At 37.6% G+C, this 25,613-nt stretch carries 25 protein-coding genes, 1 other RNA gene and 1 pseudogene; 14 read left to right on the plus strand and 13 right to left on the minus strand.

What is annotated here, in order from left to right:
• The 3 genes and pseudogenes from K8089_RS14170 to ffs all read right to left on the minus strand — a co-directional run.
• A pseudogene (locus K8089_RS14170) lies at positions 1–224 on the minus strand (T9SS type A sorting domain-containing protein); the annotation flags it as partial.
• Positions 225–519: 295 nt separating this feature from the next.
• Complete coding sequence (locus K8089_RS14175; protein ID WP_237603958.1) at positions 520–1,326, minus strand: SDR family oxidoreductase; 807 nt, start codon at positions 1,324–1,326, stop codon at positions 520–522.
• 157 nt (positions 1,327–1,483) lie between these two features.
• Positions 1,484–1,582: signal recognition particle sRNA small type (gene ffs, locus K8089_RS14180), an RNA gene on the minus strand.
• Positions 1,583–1,669: 87 nt separating this feature from the next.
• Here ffs and K8089_RS14185 point away from each other — a divergent pair.
• The 3 genes from K8089_RS14185 (at position 1,670) to K8089_RS14195 (ending at position 5,689) form a co-directional block, all read left to right on the plus strand.
• Complete coding sequence (locus K8089_RS14185; RefSeq protein WP_237603959.1) at positions 1,670–2,716, plus strand: glutaminyl-peptide cyclotransferase; 1,047 nt, start codon at positions 1,670–1,672, stop codon at positions 2,714–2,716.
• A 193-nt stretch (positions 2,717–2,909) separates the two neighbouring features.
• Positions 2,910–3,977 carry a carboxypeptidase-like regulatory domain-containing protein gene (locus K8089_RS14190; RefSeq protein ID WP_237603960.1) on the plus strand — a complete coding sequence of 356 codons (1,068 nt, stop codon included), beginning with the start codon at positions 2,910–2,912 and terminating at the stop codon, positions 3,975–3,977.
• A gap of 179 nt (positions 3,978–4,156) precedes the next feature.
• The gene (locus K8089_RS14195) at positions 4,157–5,689 is read left to right on the plus strand and encodes a hypothetical protein (protein ID WP_237603961.1); all 1,533 of its coding nucleotides are present in this window, start codon (positions 4,157–4,159) and stop codon (positions 5,687–5,689) included.
• Positions 5,690–5,758: 69 nt separating this feature from the next.
• On the opposite strand, the gene K8089_RS14200 is transcribed toward K8089_RS14195, so the two are convergent.
• Genes K8089_RS14200 through glyA form a run of 4 tightly spaced genes read right to left on the minus strand, consistent with a single transcriptional unit; the run spans position 5,759 to position 8,531 of the window.
• A complete protein-coding gene (locus tag K8089_RS14200; RefSeq protein WP_237603962.1) occupies positions 5,759–6,247 on the minus strand; it encodes a lipocalin-like domain-containing protein in 489 nt (162 codons plus the stop codon).
• Positions 6,248–6,272: 25 nt separating this feature from the next.
• Positions 6,273–6,752 carry a nucleoside deaminase gene (locus K8089_RS14205; protein WP_237603963.1) on the minus strand — a complete coding sequence of 160 codons (480 nt, stop codon included), beginning with the start codon at positions 6,750–6,752 and terminating at the stop codon, positions 6,273–6,275.
• Positions 6,753–6,758: 6 nt separating this feature from the next.
• Positions 6,759–7,253, minus strand: coding sequence for a GNAT family N-acetyltransferase (locus K8089_RS14210; protein WP_237603964.1), 495 nt, complete (start codon positions 7,251–7,253; stop codon positions 6,759–6,761).
• Between the two features lie 3 nt (positions 7,254–7,256).
• Positions 7,257–8,531 (minus strand): serine hydroxymethyltransferase, encoded by a 1,275-nt coding sequence (gene glyA, locus K8089_RS14215; protein ID WP_237603965.1) that lies wholly within the window; start codon positions 8,529–8,531, stop codon positions 7,257–7,259.
• Positions 8,532–8,820: 289 nt separating this feature from the next.
• Here glyA and fahA point away from each other — a divergent pair, with 289 nt between their 5' ends.
• Entirely contained in the window at positions 8,821–10,101 is a 1,281-nt protein-coding gene (fahA, locus tag K8089_RS14220; protein WP_237603966.1) for a fumarylacetoacetase, read from the plus strand.
• A gap of 253 nt (positions 10,102–10,354) precedes the next feature.
• Here fahA and K8089_RS14225 read toward each other — a convergent pair whose 3' ends face one another.
• Positions 10,355–10,561: a hypothetical protein gene (locus K8089_RS14225; RefSeq protein ID WP_237603967.1), complete on the minus strand. Its 207-nt coding sequence runs from the start codon at positions 10,559–10,561 to the stop codon at positions 10,355–10,357.
• 228 nt (positions 10,562–10,789) lie between these two features.
• On the opposite strand from K8089_RS14225, the gene K8089_RS14230 reads away from it, so the two are divergent.
• A complete protein-coding gene (locus K8089_RS14230; protein WP_237603968.1) occupies positions 10,790–11,965 on the plus strand; it encodes a hypothetical protein in 1,176 nt (391 codons plus the stop codon).
• 9 nt (positions 11,966–11,974) lie between these two features.
• Here the strand turns inward: K8089_RS14230 and ytxJ are convergent, their stop codons facing one another.
• Positions 11,975–12,367, minus strand: coding sequence for a bacillithiol system redox-active protein YtxJ (gene ytxJ, locus K8089_RS14235; protein ID WP_237603969.1), 393 nt, complete (start codon positions 12,365–12,367; stop codon positions 11,975–11,977).
• Between the two features lie 195 nt (positions 12,368–12,562).
• On the opposite strand from ytxJ, the gene clpB reads away from it, so the two are divergent.
• Complete coding sequence (gene clpB / locus K8089_RS14240) at positions 12,563–15,163, plus strand: ATP-dependent chaperone ClpB (protein WP_237603970.1); 2,601 nt, start codon at positions 12,563–12,565, stop codon at positions 15,161–15,163.
• A 78-nt stretch (positions 15,164–15,241) separates the two neighbouring features.
• Here clpB and K8089_RS14245 read toward each other — a convergent pair whose 3' ends face one another.
• The 3 genes from K8089_RS14245 to K8089_RS14250 form a co-directional block, all read right to left on the minus strand.
• A complete protein-coding gene (locus tag K8089_RS14245) occupies positions 15,242–15,892 on the minus strand; it encodes a T9SS type A sorting domain-containing protein (RefSeq protein ID WP_338149262.1) in 651 nt (216 codons plus the stop codon).
• A 3-nt stretch (positions 15,893–15,895) separates the two neighbouring features.
• A complete protein-coding gene (locus tag K8089_RS16545) occupies positions 15,896–16,027 on the minus strand; it encodes a hypothetical protein (protein ID WP_262913937.1) in 132 nt (43 codons plus the stop codon).
• Positions 16,028–16,198: 171 nt separating this feature from the next.
• On the minus strand, positions 16,199–16,384 hold the full coding sequence (locus K8089_RS14250) for a CsbD family protein (protein WP_237603972.1): 186 nt from the start codon (positions 16,382–16,384) through the stop codon (positions 16,199–16,201).
• A 155-nt stretch (positions 16,385–16,539) separates the two neighbouring features.
• Between K8089_RS14250 and K8089_RS14255 the strand changes: the two genes are divergently transcribed.
• From K8089_RS14255 to K8089_RS14270, 4 genes are all read left to right on the plus strand, one after another.
• Positions 16,540–17,094, plus strand: a complete 555-nt coding sequence (locus K8089_RS14255; RefSeq protein ID WP_237603973.1) for a SixA phosphatase family protein — start codon at positions 16,540–16,542, stop codon at positions 17,092–17,094.
• Positions 17,095–17,219: 125 nt separating this feature from the next.
• Positions 17,220–17,684: an SsrA-binding protein SmpB gene (gene smpB, locus K8089_RS14260; protein WP_237603974.1), complete on the plus strand. Its 465-nt coding sequence runs from the start codon at positions 17,220–17,222 to the stop codon at positions 17,682–17,684.
• Positions 17,685–17,763: 79 nt separating this feature from the next.
• Positions 17,764–20,244 (plus strand): DUF5686 and carboxypeptidase regulatory-like domain-containing protein, encoded by a 2,481-nt coding sequence (locus K8089_RS14265; RefSeq protein ID WP_237603975.1) that lies wholly within the window; start codon positions 17,764–17,766, stop codon positions 20,242–20,244.
• Between the two features lie 53 nt (positions 20,245–20,297).
• Positions 20,298–20,813 carry a GNAT family N-acetyltransferase gene (locus K8089_RS14270; protein WP_237603976.1) on the plus strand — a complete coding sequence of 172 codons (516 nt, stop codon included), beginning with the start codon at positions 20,298–20,300 and terminating at the stop codon, positions 20,811–20,813.
• Here K8089_RS14270 and K8089_RS14275 read toward each other — a convergent pair.
• Positions 20,810–21,451: a protein-L-isoaspartate(D-aspartate) O-methyltransferase gene (locus tag K8089_RS14275; protein WP_237603977.1), complete on the minus strand. Its 642-nt coding sequence runs from the start codon at positions 21,449–21,451 to the stop codon at positions 20,810–20,812. The two genes, K8089_RS14270 and K8089_RS14275, sit on opposite strands and share 4 nt — an antisense overlap.
• Positions 21,452–21,704: 253 nt before the next feature.
• Here K8089_RS14275 and K8089_RS14280 point away from each other — a divergent pair, with 253 nt between their 5' ends.
• The 4 genes from K8089_RS14280 to K8089_RS14295 all read left to right on the plus strand — a co-directional run bounded on the left by K8089_RS14280 (position 21,705) and on the right by K8089_RS14295 (position 25,591).
• Positions 21,705–22,673 carry a Gfo/Idh/MocA family protein gene (locus K8089_RS14280; protein WP_237603978.1) on the plus strand — a complete coding sequence of 323 codons (969 nt, stop codon included), beginning with the start codon at positions 21,705–21,707 and terminating at the stop codon, positions 22,671–22,673.
• A gap of 38 nt (positions 22,674–22,711) precedes the next feature.
• Entirely contained in the window at positions 22,712–23,602 is an 891-nt protein-coding gene (locus K8089_RS14285) for a 3-hydroxybutyryl-CoA dehydrogenase (RefSeq protein WP_237603979.1), read from the plus strand.
• 24 nt (positions 23,603–23,626) lie between these two features.
• Entirely contained in the window at positions 23,627–24,865 is a 1,239-nt protein-coding gene (locus K8089_RS14290; protein WP_237603980.1) for a DUF1015 domain-containing protein, read from the plus strand.
• A 66-nt stretch (positions 24,866–24,931) separates the two neighbouring features.
• Positions 24,932–25,591, plus strand: a complete 660-nt coding sequence (locus K8089_RS14295; protein WP_237603981.1) for a YggS family pyridoxal phosphate-dependent enzyme — start codon at positions 24,932–24,934, stop codon at positions 25,589–25,591.
• Positions 25,592–25,613: the final 22 nt, after the last annotated feature.

The raw sequence follows: 25,613 nt of genomic DNA on the forward strand, positions 1-25,613 counted from the left end.
ACAAAGTCTTCAATGCCCGTAAGATCGCTGATGTTTAGGGAATTAACCAACAATTCGGTTACCGTGTTTATGTTTGCCGTAAGCACTTGTCCATTATTTGGCACCCCATCGCCCATACCGTTCTGCTCTAGGTAGTTCTCAAAATTAGGATCAGGAATAGCCGTGTATTGAGCGAAAACAGACATGCTGTAAATAAAACAGCCAATAATCAATATATATTTCATAACTGTTTATCTTTTAGTGTTTTGCGGATAACGTGCACGTACAGATTTACGCAAAAGGAATAGGAGGAATAATCCAGGCTCTTATAAGGAGCATACAGCGCTTCCTTATTAGCGGAAGCCAAGGTGTCAATTTCGCAATGGATCTGTGCGTGGGCCTTATTGCTCATCACAAAGATCAAAGATGCTATAAGTAAGAAGTAAATTTTTTCATGATTTGGTCATTTTTAAAAATCATAGTTCTTAAATATACGTTAAAGTTAAGTAAAAGTCAAAAACTTTTCATAAAAAATGTCTCTCACTTCAACCCATAATGCCTCAAAACCATCCGCTCATAAACCTTATCGGGTAATATACGTTTTAGTACAATTGAAAACTTCTGTAACGGTGAGCCAACTTTATAGTGAATCCGCGGGTTTTCAGTTTCAATAATTCTATGGACCATTCTTGCCATTTGCTGAGGATCGCCACCATTATCCACATGCTCGTTCATTGTTTTAAGTGTGTTTCCGTAATCTTTTTTATATGGAGAATTTTCCAAAACTGGAGAATGGTAACGGCCTGCGGCAATGTTTGTAGCAAAGTCGCCCGGAGCAATATTGGTCATTTTTATGCCGAATTGTAATGTTTCCATGCGCATGGCTTCAATGGTTATTTCCAAAGCGGCTTTGCTGGCAGAGTAAATTCCGCGGTACGGAAGTCCCATATAACCGGCAATGGAGGTAATATTCAAAATATGCCCAGCGCCCTGTTTGCGCATTTGTGGCAACACGGCTTTTATAACATTTATAGGGCCGTGAAAATTGGTGTCGAAAGCTTTTTTTATTTCACTTTCGGGCGTTTCTTCAATTGGGCCGGTAATGCCAACGCCTGCGTTATTGATTACCACATCAATTTTTTGGGCTTTAGAGATTACTTCAGAAATTGCCGTATCAATAGAATTAATATCGTTCACATCCAATTTCAGAAGGGGAAACGAAGAAGTGGTTATTTTTTGAGGATTTCGGCTTGTTCCAAAAACCTGGTAGTCACGTTCAGAAAGATATTCGCCTATGGCTTTCCCAATTCCTGAAGAACCGCCTGTAATGAGTACTACTTTTGGCATAAATGGTTGTTGAAAGGCAAAGGTGCGGTTATGTAATCAGTTTTCCAAATACTTTTATTAAAAAGAGGAAAGAATAATGAGCCCTTCGACTTCGCTCAGCGACCAATTTTGAACGGTGGCAGAGCGGAGTCGAAGCCACGAAAGTTTATCGCACAAAAAATGGCAAGCTACCTACATCACACCGCTACGACCGTTTACCTTTGCTGCGTTCCCGCCCTGGAGGATTCAACAGGAGCTGGTTGTGTAGGACTTGCCGCTGCAAAGATAAGGCTTTTTCAAGTTTTTGCAAGTATTTTCACATTTCAATTTTAATAAATACCTTGCACCAAATTAATAGCTTGTCATGAAAATATATAACGTTTTAACCCCTACACTCTTACTACTCTTTTTGGGTGGCTGCGGCAATAATTCCGAAGACAAAAAAAATGCATTTTCACTTCAAATTGAGAGTCCGAAGAAGACTTATACCACCAAAGATGTGCTTACAGTTTCATTAATAAACAAAAAGAATATTGAAACTGATTCAATTGCTTACTTTTTGAACAAAGATAAAGTTGAAATTTCTGGCAAAACAATTTCCCTTTCGGGGAAAAAGTTAGGCGAAAAAACCCTGACCGCGAAAATTTATAGCGATGCCGAAACATACGAAGCTTCGCAAAAAATTACGATACTCTCTTCAATAAAACCAAAGCTTTACACCTATAAAATTCTTGAAACCTATCCGCACGATATACATGCCTACACCCAAGGTTTAGAGTTCGAAAACGATACTTTGTACGAAAGTACAGGCCAATACAGAGAATCTTCGTTAAGAAAAACAGATTACAAAACTGGTGAAGTATTAAAACTTGTAAAACTTGGTGATCAATATTTTGGGGAAGGACTCACTATTTTAAACAACAAAATTTACCAACTTACATGGCGCGAAAACACTGGTTTTATTTACAATCTTAAAACCATGGAGCAAACCGGAACCTTCGTTTACGGACAAAGCCGGGAAGGATGGGGTCTTTGCCACGATGCCGAAAACAACATTTATAAAAGTGATGGCACCGATAGAATTTGGACATTAAATTCGAACACACTTGCTGAAAAAGATTACATAGAGATTTTCACAAACACTAGTAAAATAAGCAGTGTAAACGAGCTGGAATGGGTTGAAGGTAAGATTTATGCAAATGTGTATCAGCAAGGTTCAATTGCCATAATTGATCCTTCAAATGGCGCTGTGGAAGGTGTTATAGATTTAACCGATTTAAAAGATAAAGTTACCCAACATCCAAAATTAGATGTGCTAAACGGAATTGCTTACAACGGTGAGCCAAACATTCTCTATATAACAGGAAAAAACTGGAACAAGCTTTTTAAGATTGAAGTTTTTGAAAAGTAGTTGACCGTTTCTGTTATTGGAAATCGATAAAGTTTTACCACGAATACACGAATATTTTAAAGAATATATTTCGTGAATTCGTGGTTTGTTTTTTAATAACACTTTTCCCTCACCCAAAAGGCTTGTTCCCTCATACGCTATTTTTTCACAGTTTGATATTTGATTTCTTTGAATCAACAAAACCATCGAAATCATGAAAAAATCTATTACAATCCGTATTCCAGAGCCTTGCCACGAAGATTGGGCTAAAATGACAACTACCGAAAAGGGCAAATTCTGCGGTGTTTGCACCAAAGAAGTATTCGATTTCACTTCAAAAACCGATGAGGAAGTGGTGAAATTTCTTTCACAAAACAAAAACGCTTGCGGCAGGTTAAAAAAATCACAACTCAATCGCGAAGTGAAATTGGAACGCAAAAGTGGACAAAGCTTCGCTCCTATCGCGGCTTCAATGTTGCTTCCGCTAACGTTGCTTTCAAATAATCCAAAAACCGAAACTAATTCACTTTCAGAAAAACCGATGATTTCTTTGGGAATAGGTCGTTTTAGTAATGGTTTGGATAGAATTCAAATTGTAACCGAGGGAATTGTAACGGATGAAAACGGTGTTCCATTAAGAAATGTAGAAATCACTTCTAACGAAACAGGTGCCCGCGAATGGACCAACAAAAAAGGTGAATACCGAATTGTAACTTTAGATAATGAACAACTTGAATTTAAACTTAAAAATTACATTTCGAAAGAAATAGCTTTGAGTAATTCTTCAAAAACAATAGCTGTTTCTATGAATCGTGAAGTAATTATCGAAAGTTTTATGCTTGGTAAAATTGCTCCCACAATTGAAAAACCAGTGAAAAAAGATTCAATTTCCAACTTTACAAAAGGTGTAGTTGTAGATGACACGGGCTTGCCACTTCCCGGTGCGAATATTAAAATTAAAGGAACTTCAACTGGAACGCAAACAGATTTTGACGGTAATTATAGTATTGAAACTAAACCGGGCGATGTTTTAGTTTTTAGCTACGTAGGATTTGAAACGAAAGAAATTTCAGTTTCAAAAATTACAAACATAGTTAATTTGGAAATGTCTGGAGCAATGATGGGCGAAGTGGTTATTACCGGTGGGATTTCTTATAACGACTATTACGAACCTGAAAAAGATCCCAATTGGTATGAAAAAGCAAAAGCCGCTTATAAAAACACAATTAAATTTAGAAAACTTAAAAGAGCTCGGAAAAAAGCAGCACGTAAAAACAAGTAGCAGAAAAATGCTAAATAGAAGCCACGCATTCACGAATTACTAATTCTGAATATTTGTGTATTCGTGGTTTTTACTTTTTCAGAAACCGATGTCGCTCAATAATCTCAAAAGAAAACTTCTTTAACCATTACAATAATAAGCTTCATAAAAAGTTATATTTTTACCAAAATTATATTTGAATGAGGTATTTATACGGTTTGGCAATTTTGTGTTGCCTTGTATTATGGAGTTCTTGCCGCAACGATTTTGAAACTGTTGCTAGCACAGGAAACTTAGAGTTTTCGAAAGACACGGTTTACTTGGATACCATTTTTACTAACATTGGTTCCAGCACCTATAATTTAAAAGTTTACAATCGCAGCGACGAGGATATCAACATTCCTACCGTTAGATTGGCGCAGGGCGAAGCTTCCAATTATCGTTTAAACGTTGACGGCATGCCCGGAAAGGTTTTCGAAAACGTGCAAGTTTTAGCAAAGGACAGTATCTTCATTTTTATTGAAACTACTTTCGATATAAACAACCTTCCTACAAACCAAACAGATTTTCTTTACACAGACGAATTGCTTTTTGATACTGGCGGAAACCAGCAACAAGTTAATTTAGTTACCCTTGTAAAAGACGCCGTTTTTCTTTTTCCTGAAAGATACCTCGATGGCACTACCGAAACACTAAACTTTGGGGATGATGAAAATGGCGATCCAATCTTGGTAGAAGGCTTTTTCTTAGACGATAATGAATTGAATTTCACCAATGAAAAACCCTATGTTATTTATGGCTATGCTGCCGTCCCAAGTAACAAAACACTAACAATTGAAGCTGGTGCGCGCATTCATTTTCACCAGGGAAGTGCGCTTTTAGTTGCCGAAAACGGAACTATAAAATCTATGGGCGAAAGAAGCACCGACCCGGTTGCGCTTGAAAATGAAGTGATTTTTGAAGGCGACCGTTTAGAGCCTGGATTTAGTGATGTGCCTGGACAATGGCTCACCATTTGGCTCACGTCGGGTAGTATAAATAATGAATTTAACTTTACAACAATTAAAAATAGCAGCGTCGGACTTAGAGTTGAAGACAGTCCGGTTACTTTGAGTAACGTACAAATTTATAATAACTCGCTATACGGAATACTATCTAGAACTGGAGTGATAAGTGGTGAGAATATGGTTGTAAATAATAGCGGAATATCTTCTTTAGCTATTCAAGTTGGTGGAAGTTACGAATTTAAGCACAGTACTTTTGCGAACTATTGGACCAATGGTTTCCGTTCAGATCCATCAGTTTCTATAGATAACAGTTTGAATATTGACGAGTCAACAACTGTTGTTGGCGATTTAGTAAAAGCAAACTTTAAAAACTGTATTATTTACGGGAACGAACGCCGTGAATTCTCTGTTTATAAAAATGATGCGGCGGCATTCAATTTCAATTTTGAAAATTGCTTGTTGCGTTTTGAAGATCCAACGGGCGAGTTTGGCGACGAACCTTTATACGACTTTAGCAATGCTTCTTTATACACAGCAACTAAATTTAACTTAGACCCTGTTTTTCAAGATACCGAAAAGAACAATTTTAATATTGAAACAGGAACTTCGGGAGCTGAAAATATTGGTAAAAACGGAGTTGGTCCAGCATTAGATTTAAATGGAACTTCGCGCAGCTCTCCACCAGATGCAGGAGCATATGAAACAACAGTTTTTCCGGAAGGATAAGCGAGAATTCAGATCAAAAAACCCGTCCAGAGTGGCGGGTTTTTTATTACTCAATTTTTTAATGTGAAGTTATTTTTCTTTTAACCACTTCAATTTTAATTTTGAATTTTTTCGCTCAACAGGTTGCATTACCAAAGTATCGCCACTAAAGTAAAATCTTCGTTCTGCAGTCAATCCAAATTCAGATGGGTTTGAATGCGAAAGTTTAAAATGCGAAACTATACTGTCCGCTTCTGAAACTTTGTAATTGCCCATATAATAATAGGATTTGGTAATATACTTCAAAGCTTCTAATGGAATTGTGTCGTTAAAATTTGGAAACTCAATTCCGGCATTTTCGTAGCCTTTTTCATATAAATGAAGTGCTACGTGGCCGTTGCCGTCATAAAGCAAATAACCGTCCATTCCACCGCGATATTGGCTCCACGTATTTGTAGCGGAGTCCCGCACTTTCATACTTTCAAGTTTCCAAAGGCCCGTAATTTTTAAAGGTTGTTCAGTTTCGGTATTGCAGGATAAAACTGTGGCTAAAAGCACAGCTGCAATTAAATAATTCAACTTTTTCACTTTTAACATGCAATTTTTAGTAATCAATTCTTCCTTCTTTAGCCTCCCACTTTTTAAAAACTTTCCTGCCCGCTTCCCTATCAAGATTGATAAACTTAACGTTTCTGTCTTCAATTTTCTTTTCAATTTCATCGTAAATAAAATGATCGTCGAAACCAATTTCTGCGGCATCTTCTTTGGTACAAGCGTAATAAACAGCTTTTGGTCGCGCCCAGTAAATGGCACCCAAACACATAGGGCAAGGCTCGCAGGAGGTGTAAATAATACAGTCATCTAATTGAAAAGTGCCAAGTGCCTCGCAAGCCTTGCGGATTGCTACAACCTCGGCATGCGCCGTAGGATCGTTACTAGAAGTTACTTGATTAAAACCTTCGGCAATTATTTCACCATTTTTTACAACTACGGCGCCAAAAGGGCCGCCAGCGTTATTGTGCATTCCTTTTTCGGAAAGCTCTATGGCGCGTTTTATAAATTGTTTGTGATTTTCTGTTATCATAATATTTTAATTTGAAAATAATAATAATTCTTCTCCATTTTCATAAGTAAACAATCCTACTTCTAAAAGACCAAGTTTTTTTAAAAGCTTTATAGATGAAGCGTTTGTGGGCAGTGTTATCCCGGTTATAGTTTGCAATTTCAAGGTTTCTTTAGCATATTTCATTACAGCCATTGAAGCTTCAAAAGCATAACCTTGATTGAAAAATTGCGACAAAAACGCGAAGCCAATGTCGGGAAAATCTAAACTTTCTCTTTTATACAAACCCGAAGAACCAATTGGGCTTCCATCTTCTTTTAAGCTCACTAAAAATGGTCCGTACCCGTATTTCTTGTAATTACTTAAATAATTCTTCTCCAAATAACTTTCGGCTTCTTCAATAGATTTAATATTTCTGTCACCAATATTTTTAAGCCAACCTTCGCTATTCATCAACTCAAAAACAAAGGGAGCATCGTTTATAGAATACTCCCTTAAAATAAGTCGTTCAGTCTGAATCATTTTTTAGTTTTTAAAAAGCGGCAAGCCAGACATCATTTTATTCACTTTTTCAGCAATGTTTTCTAGTTTGGCTTCGTCTTCACGATTTGTAATTACTTCATCGATTAAATCGACGATTTTCCCCATATCTTTTTCAACCAAACCGCGGGTAGTAACGGCAGCTGTTCCTACGCGGATTCCGCTAGTAACGAACGGCGATTTGTCATCAAAAGGAACCATGTTTTTGTTTACTGTAATATCTGCTTTTCCCAAAGCTTCTTCGGCTTCCTTCCCCGAAATATTTTTGTTGCGAAGATCGATAAGCATCATATGATTATCAGTTCCACCGGAAATTACACCGTAGCCTTTTTCAACAAAATGCTTGGCCATTACCGCAGCGTTTTTCTTCACTTGCACCATATAATGAAGGAAATCGTCTGTTAAAGCCTCACCAAAAGCGATTGCTTTTGCGGCTATAATATGCTCCAACGGACCTCCTTGATTTCCAGGAAAAATAGCGCTGTCTAACAGACTGCTCATTTTACGAAGGTTGCCGTTTTTTAATTTTATTCCGAAGGGATTTTCAAAGTCTTTCCCCATTAAGATCATTCCCCCACGAGGGCCGCGCAACGTTTTGTGCGTGGTGGTGCTTACAACGTGGCAATGCGGCAACGGATCGCCCATAATTCCTTTGGCAATAAGACCTGCGGGATGTGCAATATCTGCAAATAGAATTGCGCCAACTTTGTCAGCAATTTCACGGAAACGCTTGTAATCTATTTCGCGGGAATATGCCGAAGCTCCGGCAATAATCATTTTAGGCTTTTCTGCGATGGCTATTTCTTCAACTTTGTCATAATCAATTCTGCCGCTTTCACGATCTACACCATAAAATATAGGATTGTAAAGTTTACCCGAAAAATTTACAGGTGAACCGTGTGTTAAATGGCCACCGTGCGAAAGGTCGAACCCCAAATATTTGTCGCCCGGTTTTAAACAAGCTGCAAAAACTGCAGTATTTGCTTGCGAGCCACTATGTGGTTGTACATTTGCATATTCAGCGCCAAATAGTGCTTTTGCACGATCTATAGCCAATTGCTCTACCTCATCTACCACTTCGCAACCGCCGTAATAGCGTTTTCCGGGATAGCCTTCGGCATATTTATTAGTTAAAACCGAACCCGCAGCTTCCATCACTTGGTCGCTTACAAAATTCTCTGAAGCAATTAGTTCCAATCCGTTTATTTGGCGTTGTTTTTCGGCTTCTATTAATTCAAAAATTTGTTCGTCGCGTTGCATAATAAGTATTTAATAATGTGTATAATTTGGAATTCAATTGCTAAAAAAAATAGAATTTACAGTTTTTGAAATATTAGTGAAAAACCATAAATTTCTTCGAAAGTTAATTAAATCCAAAAATACTAATTACATTCGGAAACTATATTGAAATATATATATTTGATGCAGATTTTTACTAACAAAACACTTGTTGAGTGTAAAACCGATTTAGCAATTAATTTGCTGATTTTAAAGAATCTGCTTTTTTTTAATTAGTTTTATTTCAACAACCAAAAAAATAATTATTGACATGCCTATAACTGCTAATGACCCAAAAAGAAAAACCTGGTTGGATACATCGCCAGATACAGATTTCCCGATTCAAAATATTCCATTCGGCGTTTTTTTAACGCGAGACGATATTATTACCATTGGAACCCGAATTGGAGATTATGCTATTGATCTTGGCGCTTTACATCAGCTGGGTTATTTTAAAGAAATTGAACTTACAGACGATATTTTTCTTCAAGACACATTAAACGATTTTATTAGCGATGGAAGAAAAACGTGGCGCCTGGTACGAAACCGAATAGCGGATATATTTGATAAAGAAAATCCACAACTTCGCGAAAACGAAGACCACAGAAAACATATCCTATTTACGATGGATGAAGTAGAAATGCAGCTTCCCGTGCAAGTAGGAGATTACACCGATTTTTATTCCAGTAAAGAACACGCCACAAATGTGGGAACGATGTTCCGTGGAAAGGAAAATGCTTTAATGCCTAATTGGCTTCACATTCCTGTTGGGTATCACGGAAGGAGTTCTTCTATTGTTCCAAGCGGAATTAATGTTCGCAGACCATGGGGACAAACCATGCCAGAAGGTGAAACAGAGCCTGTTTTTGGCCCTTCAAAACTAATTGATTTTGAATTAGAAATGGCATTTATTACTACTGATGCGAATGTTTTAGGAGAACCAATTCCTGTAAATGAAGCCGAAGATCACATCTTTGGATTGGTGTTATTTAACGATTGGAGCGCGCGAGACATTCAAAAGTGGGAATACGTGCCATTGGGTCCTTTTTTAGCTAAAAACTTTGCGTCTTCTATCTCGCCTTGGATTGTCACCTTAGATGCACTACAACCCTATAAAGTGGCGGGTCCAAAACCTGAAAGAGAGCAATTGCCTTATCTTCAATATAAAGGCAAAAAAAGCTATGATATTAATTTAGAGGTTTATATTGCCCCTGAAAACGGTCAAGAAACTAAGGTTGCTACCTCAAATTTTAAATATATGTACTGGAATATGAGCCAGCAGCTGGCACACCATACGGTTAATGGTTGTAATGTTAACAGTGGAGATATGATGGGTAGCGGTACCATTTCCGGCTCGACGCCAGATTCATTTGGTTCTATGCTAGAACTTACTTGGCGCGGCGCAAAACCAATTAGCCTCGCTGATGGTTCTGAAAGAAAGTTTATAAACGATAACGATACCGTAATACTAAAAGGATACTGTAAATCTGATGATATTCGAATAGGCTTTGGCGAATGTAGAACGAAATTATTGCCAGCCATAAAACAGTAAACTAATGTTTTTTATCATTGTTGTCCGCTAAAAGGTATTCTATATCAGCGGGGAAAGCATTGGTAATCAATAGATCACAACTAAGCAAATGTTCCGTCGGGACATAATATGTTTTTTAATCGGACAATTCTGATTTTTTATAAAAAAAGGGCCGCTTTAAATATAAAGCCGCCCTTTTTTCGGTTATTAAAATTCTATTTCGTTTTTACTAATAAACTTTTAGTGTCCAATAACGTAATTGGATTAGCATCTACTATTCGCAGAACCCTACCCAACATCCGTGGGCCAAATGCGCACGCACGGCATTTACGCTTACATGTATAGTATGCATATTTTCAGGATTTCCGGGCGGAATATGGCAAACATATTCTTTATGTCCCTTATTATTTTGACCTTCACTAATACTTGTAGACAAGCAAGCTACCAATAAAATACCGAACAACACTGATAATTTTTTCATAATAATTTGAATTTAAATGGGTTAGAATCCTCAAAGTTAATTAAAATAAAATTGAAAATCAAACTGCTTAAAAGTATAAATTAAGAAAGTCAGCAACCCTAGATAGTTATTAGCCTTTCCAGAAGTATATGCGTTATAATTAACGGCTAAAAAAAATTCAGTAAAGTAATTCCTACTAAAATTGGCACTACTATTGTATTTTAGCTTTTATAACCAAATTAATTATTTATGAAAGCAAGCTACATTCTTTTATTCACGGCACTTTTCAGCATTTCTTGTAATAGCGTAAAGCGGACTCAAAAATATGTTTCGCAAGGAAATTATGATGAAGCCATAATGCTGGCAACTAAAAAACTTCAAAAAGACAAAGGCGCTAAAGAATACGATGCCCATATTCAAATTTTAGAAGAAGCTTTTTTAAAGGCAAAAGATGAGGACAACCGTAAAATCGCTTTTTTAAAAAAAGAGAAAAATCCTACTAACGCCAAAGAAATATACTACACCTATCTAGATCTGCAAGCGCGACAAGATTTAATTCGTCCGTTGCTACCACTTTACAGTTTAGAGATGGGACGGAAAGCAAATTTTGTTTTTACAGATTACACCACCGATTTACTGGCTTCAAAAGATGCGTATTTGCAAGCTTTATACCAGGAAGCTATAGCGTATATGCAACGTGATAGTAAAAAAGACTACCGAAGTGCATACAACGTGCTGTGCGAAATAGATGAAATAAAGCCAAATTACCGTGACGTTTCTCAGCTTCGTGAAGACGCCCATTTTAAAGGCACTGACTTTGTTTTAGTGAATTTAAACAATCACACCAATCAAGTTATTCCACACAAACTTGAGCGCGATCTTTTAGATTTTAATACCTACGGATTAAACGATTTTTGGATTGAATATCACGCGCAACGTGAACAAGGACTTATTTATGATCTGGGAATAGATTTAAATTTTCAAACGATTCAAATTTCACCGGAACGTATTTCTGACAGGCAATTCACAAGAAAACAACGTGTTAAAGACGGTTATGATTACCGTCGCGATCGTGCTGGTAATATTGTGCGCGACAGCCTTGGCAACCCAACTAAAATTGATAGAATTATTGATGTCTCCGCCACGGTTTATATTACTAAACAGGAAAAAGCTGTGCTTGTTGGCGGATCTGTAGTTTATAAAGATTTGAACAAAAAGAGGCAACTAAACAGCTTTCCACTTTCTTCAGAATTTATTTTTGAAAATGTTTACGCCACGTTTCGCGGAGACGAGCGCGCTTTAACTGCAGAAGACCGCAGACTTGTGAACAATCGCCCAGTTCCGTTTCCCAACAACGAACAAATGGTTTTTGACGCGGGGCAGGATATTAAAGAAAGGTTTAAACAAATTTTGTTAAAAAATTAGCGCAAAATTTTATACAAAATTCGCCAAATGCGAAGCGTCAATAGCGCTATGAGAGTCGTGATGAACCACATCTCCATTTTTTATAACAATCATTTGCGGACTTTCGTGATGCACTTTAAAACGCGCTGCAATTTCGTTTGAAATAGCTCTGTTTTGTAAAAGATCGAGAAAATATAATTTCAGTTGATCATCTTTAAGATTGTAATTTTTCTCAAATATTTTCAGCACGCCTCTGCTTATTCCGCAGCGCGTAGAATGTTTAAAGATCGCTACAGGATTACTTTTAGACTGTTCAACTATTTCATCTAATTGCTCCATTGTACCTAAAACATGCCACGGAACTTCAATTATTTCTTCCTTGGCAGCATCTCTCGGTGTTTTAAACATATCAAATATTCCCATCGGTTCTCGTTTTTTACAAAGCTACAAGTAATAACATCAATATTTTCTAAAAGAAATAATAAAAAGCAAAGTCTTAAAACAGTCATAATGTCTGTTAAAACAAGGCTTTGTACAGACATTATGTCTTAATTTTATTATGGCTTTGTATTTGAAATAAGCTCATCACAAACAATAATTAACAAACACACGATATATATGAATTTTAATAATTTTACTATAAAAAGCCAAGAGGCCATTCAGCAAGCGCAGCAAATTGCGCAAGGCTACGGCCATCAGCAAATTGAAAACGAACACATTCTGAAAGCTATTTTTGAAGTAGATGAAAACGTAACTCCGTTTATATTAAAAAAACTCAACGTTAATCTTACTACTTTAAAACAGATACTCGATAAGCAATTAGATAGCTTTCCGAAGGTTTCGGGAGGTGATATTATGCTTTCGCGCGAGGCAAACAAAACAGTAATTGAAGCTACCAACATCGCCAAAAAAATGGGCGACGAATATGTTTCAATCGAACATTTGCTTTTAGCAATTTTAAATTCTAAAAGCGGAATTGCACAAAGCCTAAAAGACCAAGGTGTAACCGAAAAAGGAATGAAAGCAGCCATTGAAGAATTGCGCGGTGGCGAAAGCGTTACTTCGCAGAGTGCCGAAGAAACCTATAATTCATTAAACAAATACGCCAAAAACCTCAACCAACTTGCGCGCGACGGGAAGTTAGATCCCGTAATTGGTCGCGATGAAGAAATTAGAAGAATTCTTCAAATTCTTTCACGAAGAACCAAAAACAACCCAATGTTAGTAGGAGAACCCGGAACGGGTAAAACTGCTATCGCCGAAGGTTTAGCCCACAGAATAGTTGATGGCGACGTGCCCGAAAATTTAAAGACCAAAGAAATTTATTCGTTAGATATGGGTGCGCTCATTGCTGGGGCAAAATACAAAGGTGAATTTGAAGAACGCCTAAAAGCAGTTATTAAAGAAGTAACTTCCAGTGAAGGCGACATCGTGCTTTTTATTGACGAGATACATACTTTGGTTGGTGCCGGTGGCGGGCAAGGCGCAATGGATGCCGCTAATATTTTAAAACCTGCGCTTGCTCGTGGGGAATTGCGTGCCATTGGTGCAACTACTTTAGACGAATATCAAAAATATTTCGAAAAAGATAAAGCATTGGAACGCCGTTTCCAAAGAGTAGTTGTTGATGAGCCCGATACGGAGAGCGCTATTTCAATTCTTCGCGGAATTAAAGAGAAATACGAAACACACCATAAAGTTCGAATTAAAGACGAGGCAATTATTGCTGCCGTAGAACTTTCGGAACGCTATATTACAAACCGTTTCCTTCCCGATAAAGCAATTGATTTAATGGACGAAGCCGCTAGTAAACTCAGGATGGAAATAAATTCCAAACCCGAAGAATTAGATGTTTTAGACCGAAAAATTATGCAGCTCGAAATTGAAATTGAAGCCATTAAACGTGAAAAAGACGAAACGAAATTGAAATCGCTTCACGCAGATTTGGCCAATTTAAAAGAAGAGCGCAACGAGTTAAACGCGAGATGGCAAAGCGAAAAAGAAGTTGTTGATAATGTTCAAAATCTAAAAACCCAGATTGAAGATTTCAAACTTGAAGCTGAACGTGCCGAGCGCGATGGCGATTTTGGAAAGGTTGCAGAACTTCGTTACGGAAAAATTAAAGATGCACAAGCCGCATTAAGCAAATTGGAAACCCAGCTAGCCGAAAACGACGAAGGCACTTCCATGATTAAAGAAGAAGTAACTCGCGAAGATATTGCCGAAGTAGTTGCAAAATGGACGGGCATTCCCGTAACAAAAATGCTACAAAGCGATCGCGAAAAACTGCTAAATTTGGAAGATCACCTTCATAGACGTGTGGTTGGTCAAAATGAAGCAATTGTAGCGGTTAGTGATGCTATTCGCCGAAGTCGTGCCGGATTGCAGGACGAAAAGAAACCAATTGGTAGTTTCCTCTTTCTTGGAACAACCGGTGTAGGTAAAACCGAACTCGCAAAAGCATTGGCAGAATATCTTTTTGACGATGAAAATGCAATGACGCGTATTGATATGAGCGAATATCAAGAACGACACAGTGTGAGCCGCTTGGTGGGTGCACCTCCAGGATATGTGGGTTATGAAGAAGGTGGACAACTCACAGAAGCTGTTCGACGTAAACCTTACAGCGTGGTTTTATTAGACGAGATTGAAAAAGCACATCCAGATACTTTCAACATCTTGTTGCAGGTTTTGGATGAAGGTAGATTAACGGATAATAAAGGACGTGTAGCAGATTTCAAAAACACGATAATTATTATGACCAGTAATATGGGCAGCCAAATAATACAAGAGCGTTTTGAAACCGTAAAAGATCCTGAAACGGCAATGGAAGGCGCCAAAGTAGAAGTTTTAGCATTGTTAAAACAAAGTGTGCGGCCCGAGTTTTTAAACCGTATTGATGATATAATAATGTTTACGCCACTTTCAAAAACCGATATTCACGAGATTGTTGCGTTACAATTGAAAGGTTTGTCAAAAATGCTAATGAAACAGAATATTGTTTTAGACGCTACACCAGAAGCCATAACCTATCTATCAGAAAAAGGTTACGATCCGCAGTACGGTGCGCGACCTGTAAAAAGGGTTATTCAGCGTGAAGTATTAAATGAATTAAGTAAAGAAATACTAGCCGGTAAAATAACGACCGATAGCATTATACTTTTAGATAGTTTTAATGATTCGCTTGTGTTTAGAAACCAAGAAGATTTAGTTGAATAATTTGGATTTTTAATTAGTACCATTGAAAAACCCCTAAGCGTTTGCTTGGGGGTTTTGTTTACGATGCAGTTTCAATTTTTACTTTATCACTATTCTTTTAGTCACTGAATTAGCATCGGCAGTTACTTTCACCAAATAAACACCAGGTGCTAATTGAAGGTTTAGATTAATGTTTTTATCTAAATAATTATTTGCAAAAACCTGTTGTCCGAGGGTATTAAAAATCGCGACAGTAGACGCTACGCTGTTTGGAAGGCTAATATTTACGTTTCCACTAGAAATGCTTGGGTAGATATTAAAGCTAAAAGCAGTAGCCTCGGTCAATCCTAAAGTACATTCCATAACCGCAGGTTCAAAACCTGTTGGAAATGTAGCTTCAAAAGTTTCAACTCCCGATAGTGGCCAAATATCTCTAACTACCAATGTATTGTCCGGGCCAATTAGACAATAAGTTGGATAAGCCGAAACTCCAAAATTAGCATCTACGGCTGGTCCACCCCCCTCATTACTTACCGCCGGTGCATGATTAAATGGGCCACCGTGTTGCTGTTCGTATAATCGTACTCGGTCATCATCATCATAACCGTTATTAATAGACAAGCAAAATACAAGCCCTTCATTACAGCCATATTTATCGAAAAACTCATTAAAAATAGGAGCGGTTTGTTGGCACGGTACACAGTCTGCAAAAAAGAAATCTAGCCAAACATATTTGCCTTGAGCAGTTATTGCCTATAAATTATGTTCTACGCCGTCGATATCGGTAACTGTAAAATCGTCAACAACATCGCCAACATTATAATTGTTTACTTGGGCATTTACGGCGAAGCCAACGCACAATAGAATAAGTGTAATTTTTTTCATAATAAGTTATAGTTTGTGGATTATTTAGAATACGAAATTAACCAATAATTCAAAAAAATATTGGATTTAAGAAATAAAATTCAAATAATAAAAAAGACCCATCAAGATTTTAATATTAAAATCTTGATGGGTCTGGCTTCAAATAAAGCGGTAATTAAAGTTTAGAGAAAACTACCACTTGTCAATCTGATCTTTCAACTCTTCTTTGGTTTTACCCGTTTTTTCTTGAAGGCGTCCAAGTAATTCGTCAGATTTTCCTTCCGTGTACATTAGGTCATCATCGGTAAGGTCTGCATATTCTTGCTTAAATTTACCTTTTACCTGTTTCCATTTTCCTTTAAACTGATCTTCGTTCATAGCTTTTTGATTTAAGTTAAATTAATTTTTCTTTTTCGTATTATAAAATTACAACACCATTCCGCCCATTTATAATAATGAAATACTAAAGATTCAACCGTTTTAGTTATAACTTTGCTAACGACTCTTAAAAAATGTTATTTAAAAATTCACCTATGAAGCATTTAATACTATTATTAACTCTTTTGCCACTGTTTACTTTTTGTGGGCAGCAAAAGGAAAAGGAACAAGAAAACAAAGTAGCACAAACAGATACCGAAATTTCTACCCCTAATTTTAGCGCTACCTATTACTTACTGCGGCATGCCGAAAAAGATCGTACAGATCCTAAAAATCAAGATCCATCGCTTAATATAGACGGATTGATGCGCGCCAAACGCTGGGCCACCTATTTTGAACCTATTAAAATAGATGAAATCTACGTAACAAAATACGTGCGTACTAAGCAAACCATTTCGCTTATTGCGCAGCAGAAATCGGTTTCACCAATACGCTACGATCCCAATACTATTTATTCCGAAGAATTTTTAAAAGAAACCAACGGTAAAACAGTGTTAATTGCTGGCCATAGTAATACCACTCCACAACTGGTAAACAAATTGATTGGGGAGGAAAAGTATAAAGAGATGGACGATAGCGACAACGCTACACTTTATAAAGTTACTATAAACGGTGATGACACTAAAGTAGAAACAATTACCGTAGAATAATTAAGCGCCGCTACGTAGTTTCATCGCGTATTCAGAATTAAAACATAAAATTATTCCTGACTGCTTTGGTTAAACCTTCCTAAAACCTTTCTAAAAACCGCGATAATTGTACTATTTTTGCACCTATGGCAATACAGAAAACCGTTAAAATTAAAAACCGTAAAGCTAGGTTTGAATACGAAATTTTAGATACTTATACCGCAGGCATTGTGCTTCGCGGTACTGAAATTAAAGCAATCCGTGAAGGAAAAGCTTCAATAGCTGAAAGTTTTTGCGAATTCAATAACGGCGAACTTTTTGTTATAAATATGACGGTGCAGGAATACAGCCACGCTTCCCACTACAACCACGCTCCAAAAAGCGAACGCAAACTTCTTTTAAATCGCAGCGAACTTAAAAAGCTTGAAAAAGAAGTTAAAAACAGCGGACTTACAATTATTCCCTTAGTGCTTTTCACCAATAGCAAAGGCCTCGCAAAGATTGACATTGCCCTCGCTCGCGGAAAAAAAGAATACGACAAACGCGAAGTAATCAAAGAACGCGATTCTAAACGACAACTCCGCCGAATTAAAAAAGCATTCAATAATTAATTCTTCAAAATACTTTTCTTAGATGCATCCTTTTGGTAATTTGGTTCGCAATTAACCATAACAGCCAGCGTCTTCTTTTATGAAAAAATTGCTTCTTATTTTTCTGCTATTTTCATCCCTCATTTCGCAAGCCCAAATAGTAGGAAAGGTCACTGATACCAATGGCGAACCCCTGCCCTACGTAAATATCTATCTTCAAAATAGTTATGTTGGCACCACGACAAACGACGATGGAAATTATACGCTGAATGTTTCTGAAAATGCTGAATACCAAGTGGCTTTTCAATTTCTGGGTTTCAAAACCTTAATTAAAACCATTGCACCAACTACGTTTCCTTTTATTCTAAATGTTTCTCTCGAAGAAGAATCTACGAGTTTAGATGAAGTAGTTGTAAATACTTCCGAAGATCCCGCATATCGCATCATCCGCGAAACGATTGCCCAACGCAAGGAAAATTTGGAAAAGTTAAGCGAATATACCGCCGATTTTTACTCGCGCGGACTTTGGAAAGTAAAAGATGTGCCCGAAAAAATAATGGGGCAAGAAGTGGGCGATTTTGATGGCACACTGGATTCTACACGCACTGGCATCATTTATCTTTCGGAAACTATTTCGGAAATCGCTTTTCAAAAACCCGATAAATTCACCGAAAAAATCATTGCTAGCAAAGTGAGTGGTAACGATAACGGTTTTAGTTTTAACAGTGCACAGAGCGCTAATATTTCGTTTTATGAAAACACCGTTGAGCTAAACGCTGCTCTGGTTTCACCAATTGCAAACAACGCTTTTAGTTACTACAATTATAAGTTAGACGGTGTTTTTTACGAAGGCCCCAAGCTAATCAATAAAATAAAAGTAATCCCAAAACGCCCTAACGACAGGGTTTGGCAAGGTTTTATTTATATAGTTGAAAACGATTGGCAATTGTACGGTACCGAACTTGCCACCACTGGCGCTGCGATTCAAGTACCGTTTGTAAATAATCTTTTGGTGAAACAAAATTATAAATTTGATGCCAAAAATAAATTTTGGGTTAAGATTTCACAAACCATCGATTTTGGGTTTGGACTTTTGGGAATGAAAGGCGAAGGCGGATTTATAGCTGTGTACAGCAATTACAATTTTAAACCGCAATTCACCAAAAAATCTTTTACAAATGAAGTGCTTTCCTTTAAACCAGAAGCTAACAAAAAAGATAGCCTCTTTTGGAAAGGCAGCCGCCCCGTTCCACTTACTGACGAAGAGTTAAAAGACTACATTAAAAAAGACAGCCTTCAGGTGTTGCGGCATTCAAAATCGTATTTAGATTCGATAGATGCGAAATCAAACAAACCGAGAATACTTAGTCTGCTGACGGGTTATTCCTTTAAAAACTCGTTTGAAAAATGGTCGGTTGGATACGAAGGCCCCTTAACAAAAATCAATTTTAACACCGTTCAAGGCTGGAACGGCAAAGCGGGGCTCACTTATAGCAAATGGTACGACGACAACCGCACAAACACCCTGTCTGCAGCAATACGCGCAGATTATGGAATTGCCGAAGACAGACTTCGGTTTACGGCTGGCATACTCAGAAATTTTAATTGGAAAGACAAATTGCGACTTTCACTTGCTGGAGGAAGTAAAGTGAATCAGTTTAATGATGCCGAACCTATTTCGCCATTAATAAATACGGTTGCTACGCTTTTCTTTGAACGAAATTATATGAAATTGTACGAGCTTAATTACGGCCGAATAGGGTACAGCCAAGAAATATTTAACGGCCTTCATCTATACGCCGTGACAGGATATGAAAACCGAAAGCCACTTTTCAACAACACCGATTATGTTACCATTCCGTTTGACAATGTAAGTTACACAAGCAACAACCCACTGGCGCCGAACGATTTTAAAAATGCGGCTTTTACCGAACACAATATTGTAAAAAGCAAAGTGCGGGCGCGTATAAACTTTGCGCAGAAATATTTCTCAAACCCCGATATGAAGCTTAATATTAGCGATACTAAATTCCCTGAACTAAATATTTCTATTGAAAACGGCACCGCAATTACAGAATCTAAGTATGATTACACGCAGTTTGAACTGAGTTTAAAGCAATCTCTTTCCTTCGGAAACAAAGGGCAGCTTAATTACAATTTAAAAAGCGGCGCATTTGCAAACGGCGACGGAATTTCCTTTATCGATTTTAAACATTTCAACGGAAACCAAACGCGGGTGGGCACCTCAGCTAATTATACCGATGTGTTTAATTTAATGCCTTATTTCGATTTTAGCACGAACAAAGGCTATTTTGAAGGGCATTTGGAACACGATTTCCGTGGTTGGATTTTAGGGAAAATCCCCGGAATAAACCAACTAAATCTTAACTTGGTTGCCGGCGCGCATTTTTTAAGCACCGAGGAACGGAAACCGTATTCCGAATTTTCCGTAGGAATTGACAATCTCGGTTTTGGAAAATTTAGACTGCTTCGGGTAGATTATGTGCGTTCCTATTATAATGGCGGCAGTGACGGCGCTTTTATTTTTGGATTAAAGTTTTTAGATATGTTCGGACTTTAAAATTTTAGTTATTTTATTTTAGCTTTTCAAGTTGACAAATCCACTATGAAATTATGGCCATACCCTTTCCTGTAATAATAACCGAACATTTAAATCTTCGGAAAATAGTCCCCGCAGATATTGATAGAATTTATTTTTTCCGAACCGATAAAAAAATAAACAAATTTATAAAACGCGAACCGCAAACTCGTGAAATGACAATTAGCCATATTGAAAAAATTACGGCAAATATGCGCAACAATAAATCTTTTAATTGGGGAATTACTACTAAAGAATCGAACAAATTAATCGGCTCGATTTGTCTTTGGAATTTTTCGGAAGACAAAAAAACCGCTGAAGTAGGTTACGACCTCGATCCGAAATTTCAAGGTAAAGGAATGATGAGCGAAGCACTAAAAGCTGTTATAGATTTTGGCTTCACTCAAGGTGGTTTCAACACCATTGAAGCCTTCACAGATTATAGGAATATTCCTTCAAAATCACTATTAAAACGACATGGATTTATTCCAAGTTTAACACGTAAAGACACTGATAACCAAAATAATGAAGTGCATTACTTAAACCGTTAATTCTTGTCTTCTAAAAGTGGGACAAATCTAAATTCTCCGTACTCTTCCTTTTCAAATTCGGTGTCAGATTTACGTGTAAAGACCGTCATAATCTGTACATTCTCGCCTACGGGAATAACCAATTTTCCACCCACTTTTAATTGCGCCAACAACGGATTTGGAACAAAAGGTGCGCCGGCAGTTACAATAATTCCGTTAAACGGCGCCTCCTCTTCAAGACCAATATAGCCGTCGCCAAAAATCATTCGTTTGGGTTTATAGCCCAATTTTGGAAGAAAGAGTTTCGTCTTTTTAAAGAGTTCATTTTGTCTTTCAATTGTATAAAGCGTTGCGCCCATTTCCAAAAGCACAGCCGCTTGGTAACCACTTCCTGTTCCTATTTCAAGAATTTTATCGCCTTTTTTAACCTCCAAAAGTTCAGTCTGCCGAGCCACCGTATAAGGCTGCGAAATTGTTTGATCTGCAGCAATTGGAAAAGCCTTGTCCACATAGGCGTGGTCCACAAACCCAGAATCCATAAAAAGATGTCGCGGAATTTTGCCGATAGCCTGCAATACATTTTTATCCGCAATCCCCTTCCTTTTAAGAGTTTCAACTAGTTTTTTACGCATTCCTTGGTGGGTAAATGTATCTTTCACTTTATTTCAATTTTAGATGTGAGACGTGCTATATTAGACTGTACAAAGTAATCAAATAAGTAGATGAAGCACCAGTTTTCAAATAAGAAATTGCAAATAAAAACGAAAGTGGCTCATTATAAACGTCATCTCAATCTTTATGGGAGCTAAGTTCCTTTTGCTTACCGAATAGCAATAAAACTCACAAACTAATCGGTTCACAACCTTTACACTTTTCCCTTAAAACCCGTACATTTGTGGAAAACACACACCAATGCTAAAAGCAGGAGTTCTGGGTGCTGGTCACTTAGGAAAAATACATTTAAAATTGCTGCAACAATCCACAAAATACGAACTTGTGGGTTTCTACGACGCCAGCAAAGAAGCTTCAGAAAAAATAGAGTCTGAATTTGGTTATAAAAGTTATCCAACTATGGAAAGCCTTATCAATGCCAGCGACATGGTAGTGGTTGTTACCCCAACCAGCAAACATTTTGAATGTGCTAAAATGGTAATTAATGCCGGAAAGCATCTTTTTATTGAAAAACCTATTACAGAAACTGTAGCGCAAGCCGAGGAAGTTCGCGATTTAGCTAAACACAAAAAGGTGCGTGGACAGGTGGGGCAAGTGGAACGATTTAACCCTGCTTTTCAGGCTATTAAAGATAAAATTCACAATCCTATGTTTATTGAAACACATAGGCTTGCGGAGTTTAATCCGCGTGGCACGGACGTTTCGGTAGTTTTAGATTTAATGATTCACGACATAGACGCAATTTTAAGCGTTGTAAAAAGTGATGTAAAAGCTGTAAGCGCGAGTGGTGTTTCGGTAATAAGCGAGACACCAGATATTGCCAACGCACGTATTGAATTTGAAAACGGCTGCGTTGCCAATTTAACGGCGAGCCGTATTTCACTTAAAAATATGCGCAAAGCACGTTTCTTTCAGCGCGATGCGTACATTTCGGTAGATTTTCTTGAGAAGAAATGCGAAGTGGTAAAAATGAAAAATGCACCCGAAGAATTGGACGATTTCGCAATGGTGCTAACCAACGCCGAAGGAATTAAAAAACAAATCTATTTTGAAAATCCTACAATAGAAGTGAACAATGCAATCCTTGATGAGCTAGAAAGTTTTCACGATGCAATTAAAGCAGACAGAACGCCAGAGGTATCGCTAAAACAAGGCACCGAAGCGCTTCGGGTGGCAATGTTGATAATTGAAAATTTTAAAAAAATATAGTTTAATTTAAAAGATACCCGTCTTCGCGGGCTTTATTTATGAAGAATATAGCAGTAATAGGCGCAGGTACAATGGGAAATGGAATTGCCCACACCTTCGCACAATTTGATTACAAAATAAATTTAATTGATCTTTCACAAACATCGCTGGATAAAGGAATGGCGACCATTACTAAAAATCTGGATAGGATGGTTGCAAAGGAAAAAATCTCGGAAGCAGACAAAAACCGAACGCTGAGAAACATTTCAACTTATACTAATTTAGAGGAAGGTGTAAAAGCAGCCAATTTGGTAGTGGAAGCCGCCACCGAAAACCTCGATTTAAAATTGAAGATTTTCGGCGACTTAGACAAGTTTTGTTCGGACGATGCAATTTTGGCGAGCAATACTTCATCTATTTCTATCACGCAGATTGCTTCGGTTACTTCACGTCCCGATAAAGTTATCGGAATGCATTTTATGAATCCAGTGCCAATTATGAAATTGGTTGAAATTATAAAGGGTTACAGCACTTCCGAAGAAACGTTTAAAACCGTGGAAACGCTCTCAAAAAACTTAAAAAAAGTACCAGTAGAAGTAAATGATTATCCTGGTTTTGTTGCAAACCGTATTTTAATGCCAATGATAAACGAAGCGGTTGAAACGCTTTACAATGGCGTTGCAGGCGTTAAAGAAATTGACACCGTGATGATGTTGGGGATGGCACACCCAATGGGTCCATTGGCTTTGGCCGATTTTATTGGTTTAGATGTGTGTCTTTCTATTTTAAATGTAATGTACGATGGTTTTAAGAATCCAAAATACGCACCTTGCCCATTATTAGTAAATATGGTAATGGCCGGAAAACTAGGCGCTAAAAGCGGGGAAGGATTTTACGATTACAGCGAAAACAGAAAAGCAGAAGATGTCTCTAAAATGTTTTCAAAATAACGTATTAATAATCTGCAATTTGTAATGGCCAAAATAATTCCTTTTAAAGCTGTCCGCCCTACGCGAGACAAAGTAAGTCTGCTGGCTGCGCGATCGTATGAGAGCTATACTGCCATGCAGGTGGAATCGCGTTTGCGGGACAATCCGTTTTCGTTTTTGCACATTGTAAATCCGGGTTACAAATACCAAAAGGAGATTTCAGGCGAAGAGCGCTATGGGTTGGTGCGCAACAGGTATCAGGAATTTAAGGAAGATGGCATCTTTATGCAAGACAATAAACCATCGTTTTATATTTATAAAATTGTGAACCGTGACGGACTGGAGTTTCACGGCATTGTAGCTGCAGCAAGTGTTCAAGATTATGAAGACGATATTATCAAAAAACACGAAGACACTCTGGAATTCAGAGAAATAATTTTTAAAGAATACCTTAAAACCGTAGGTTTTAATGCCGAAGCCGTGCTCCTCACCTATCCCGATAATAAAGAGTTAGCCAACATTATTGAGCAAATAATGCAAAACCGACCCGAGTACGAGTTTACCACCACCTATAGAGACACGCACTATTTGTGGAATGTTGATGACAAAGCCTTGTTAGAAAAGATTCAGGAAATTTACAGTGGAATGCCAGCGCTTTACATTGCTGACGGTCACCACCGCTCAGCTTCTTCATATTTATTGGCAAAAGATTTAAAGGAAGAAAATCCACATCACACGGGCGCGGAAGCTTATAACTATTTTATGAGTTTCTTAATTCCTGAAAGCGATTTAAAAATTTATGAGTTCAACCGTTTGGTAAAAGACTTGAATGGTTTGAAAAAGGAAGAGTTTTTGATTAAATTGGATGAATATTTCAGAATTGAAAACCGTGGGATGGATTATTACAAACCTTCTAAATTGCACCACTTCAGCATGTATTTAGATGGCGAGTTTTATTCGTTGTACCTTCGCAAAACAAAATATGAAATTAACAATGCACTCGATGCGTTGGACACATATATTCTATACGTTACAATTTTGAAACCGCTTTTAGGTATTGAAGATTTACGAAACGACCAGCGCATAGAATACTCCCACGGAAAAAAGGATTTGGCGTATGTAAAAACCGCCGTCGATTCAGGAACATTTGCTGTAGGTTTTGGGCTGGTGCCAGTAACCACAGACGAAATGAAGCAAATTGCAGACGAAGGTCTTAAAATGCCTCCAAAGAGCACGTATATTGAACCTAAGCTGCGAAGCGGCGTTACTGTTTATGAATTTTAAGGGGAACGAAAAAAGAAAAAAGAAGAAAGAGGAAAGAGGAAAGAGGAAAGTTAAAGAGAAGAGAAAATGACGATTTCAGAAAATTTAGCGCAATTTAATTCAGAACTGCCAAAAAATGTTACCCTGGTTGCGGTAACTAAAACCAAGCCAGTTAGCGATTTGATGGAAGCTTATAACGCTGGCCATCGGGTTTTTGGGGAGAATAAAGTGCAGGAAATGGAAGAGAAATGGCAGGAAATGCCAAAGGACATTCAATGGCACATGATTGGCCACGTACAGCGCAACAAAGTGAAATATATGGCACCGTTTGTGAGTTTAATTCACGCGGTAGATAGCTTGCGTCTTTTGAAGGAAATAAATAAAGAAGCTAAAAAAAACGAGCGAAGTATAGCGTGTCTGCTTCAAATAAAAATAGCCGAAGAGGAAAGCAAGTTTGGCATGAGCCGAGCCGATGCTAGGCAACTGCTCGATTCCGATGATTTCAAAAAATTGAAAAATGTACAAATTGTAGGATTAATGGGAATGGCAACCTTTACCGATGATGAAAAGCAGATTTCAGAAGAATTTCAAAATTTGAAGGAAATATTCGATGATTTCAAAAAAACGAATAATCAATTCACGGTTCTGAGCATGGGTATGAGTGGCGATTATCAAATTGCCATTAAAAACGGCAGTACGATGATTCGTGTGGGCAGCGCCATTTTTGGAGATCGAAATTATGGGTAGTCGCGCAATTAATAATGGGAAA

The organism is Aequorivita vitellina (genome assembly GCF_022008365.1).
GTDB classification, from domain to species: domain Bacteria; phylum Bacteroidota; class Bacteroidia; order Flavobacteriales; family Flavobacteriaceae; genus Aequorivita; species Aequorivita vitellina.

What these genes read in the sequence shown, in the direction of transcription:
- K8089_RS14175 (WP_237603958.1), bottom strand. Translation starts at nt 1,326, where the DNA reads ATGCCAAAAGTAGTACTCATTACAGGCGGTTCTTCAGGAATTGGGAAA.
- K8089_RS14185 (WP_237603959.1), top strand. Translation starts at nt 1,670, where the DNA reads ATGAAAATATATAACGTTTTAACCCCTACACTCTTACTACTCTTTTTG.
- K8089_RS14190 (WP_237603960.1), top strand. Translation starts at nt 2,910, where the DNA reads ATGAAAAAATCTATTACAATCCGTATTCCAGAGCCTTGCCACGAAGAT.
- K8089_RS14195 (WP_237603961.1), top strand. Translation starts at nt 4,157, where the DNA reads ATGAGGTATTTATACGGTTTGGCAATTTTGTGTTGCCTTGTATTATGG.
- K8089_RS14205 (WP_237603963.1), bottom strand. Translation starts at nt 6,752, where the DNA reads ATGATAACAGAAAATCACAAACAATTTATAAAACGCGCCATAGAGCTT.
- K8089_RS14210 (WP_237603964.1), bottom strand. Translation starts at nt 7,253, where the DNA reads ATGATTCAGACTGAACGACTTATTTTAAGGGAGTATTCTATAAACGAT.
- glyA (WP_237603965.1), bottom strand. Translation starts at nt 8,531, where the DNA reads ATGCAACGCGACGAACAAATTTTTGAATTAATAGAAGCCGAAAAACAA.
- fahA (WP_237603966.1), top strand. Translation starts at nt 8,821, where the DNA reads ATGCCTATAACTGCTAATGACCCAAAAAGAAAAACCTGGTTGGATACA.
- K8089_RS14225 (WP_237603967.1), bottom strand. Translation starts at nt 10,561, where the DNA reads ATGAAAAAATTATCAGTGTTGTTCGGTATTTTATTGGTAGCTTGCTTG.
- K8089_RS14230 (WP_237603968.1), top strand. Translation starts at nt 10,790, where the DNA reads ATGAAAGCAAGCTACATTCTTTTATTCACGGCACTTTTCAGCATTTCT.
- ytxJ (WP_237603969.1), bottom strand. Translation starts at nt 12,367, where the DNA reads ATGGGAATATTTGATATGTTTAAAACACCGAGAGATGCTGCCAAGGAA.
- clpB (WP_237603970.1), top strand. Translation starts at nt 12,563, where the DNA reads ATGAATTTTAATAATTTTACTATAAAAAGCCAAGAGGCCATTCAGCAA.
- K8089_RS16545 (WP_262913937.1), bottom strand. Translation starts at nt 16,027, where the DNA reads ATGAAAAAAATTACACTTATTCTATTGTGCGTTGGCTTCGCCGTAAAT.
- K8089_RS14250 (WP_237603972.1), bottom strand. Translation starts at nt 16,384, where the DNA reads ATGAACGAAGATCAGTTTAAAGGAAAATGGAAACAGGTAAAAGGTAAA.
- K8089_RS14255 (WP_237603973.1), top strand. Translation starts at nt 16,540, where the DNA reads ATGAAGCATTTAATACTATTATTAACTCTTTTGCCACTGTTTACTTTT.
- smpB (WP_237603974.1), top strand. Translation starts at nt 17,220, where the DNA reads ATGGCAATACAGAAAACCGTTAAAATTAAAAACCGTAAAGCTAGGTTT.
- K8089_RS14265 (WP_237603975.1), top strand. Translation starts at nt 17,764, where the DNA reads ATGAAAAAATTGCTTCTTATTTTTCTGCTATTTTCATCCCTCATTTCG.
- K8089_RS14270 (WP_237603976.1), top strand. Translation starts at nt 20,298, where the DNA reads ATGGCCATACCCTTTCCTGTAATAATAACCGAACATTTAAATCTTCGG.
- K8089_RS14280 (WP_237603978.1), top strand. Translation starts at nt 21,705, where the DNA reads ATGCTAAAAGCAGGAGTTCTGGGTGCTGGTCACTTAGGAAAAATACAT.
- K8089_RS14285 (WP_237603979.1), top strand. Translation starts at nt 22,712, where the DNA reads ATGAAGAATATAGCAGTAATAGGCGCAGGTACAATGGGAAATGGAATT.
- K8089_RS14290 (WP_237603980.1), top strand. Translation starts at nt 23,627, where the DNA reads ATGGCCAAAATAATTCCTTTTAAAGCTGTCCGCCCTACGCGAGACAAA.
- K8089_RS14295 (WP_237603981.1), top strand. Translation starts at nt 24,932, where the DNA reads ATGACGATTTCAGAAAATTTAGCGCAATTTAATTCAGAACTGCCAAAA.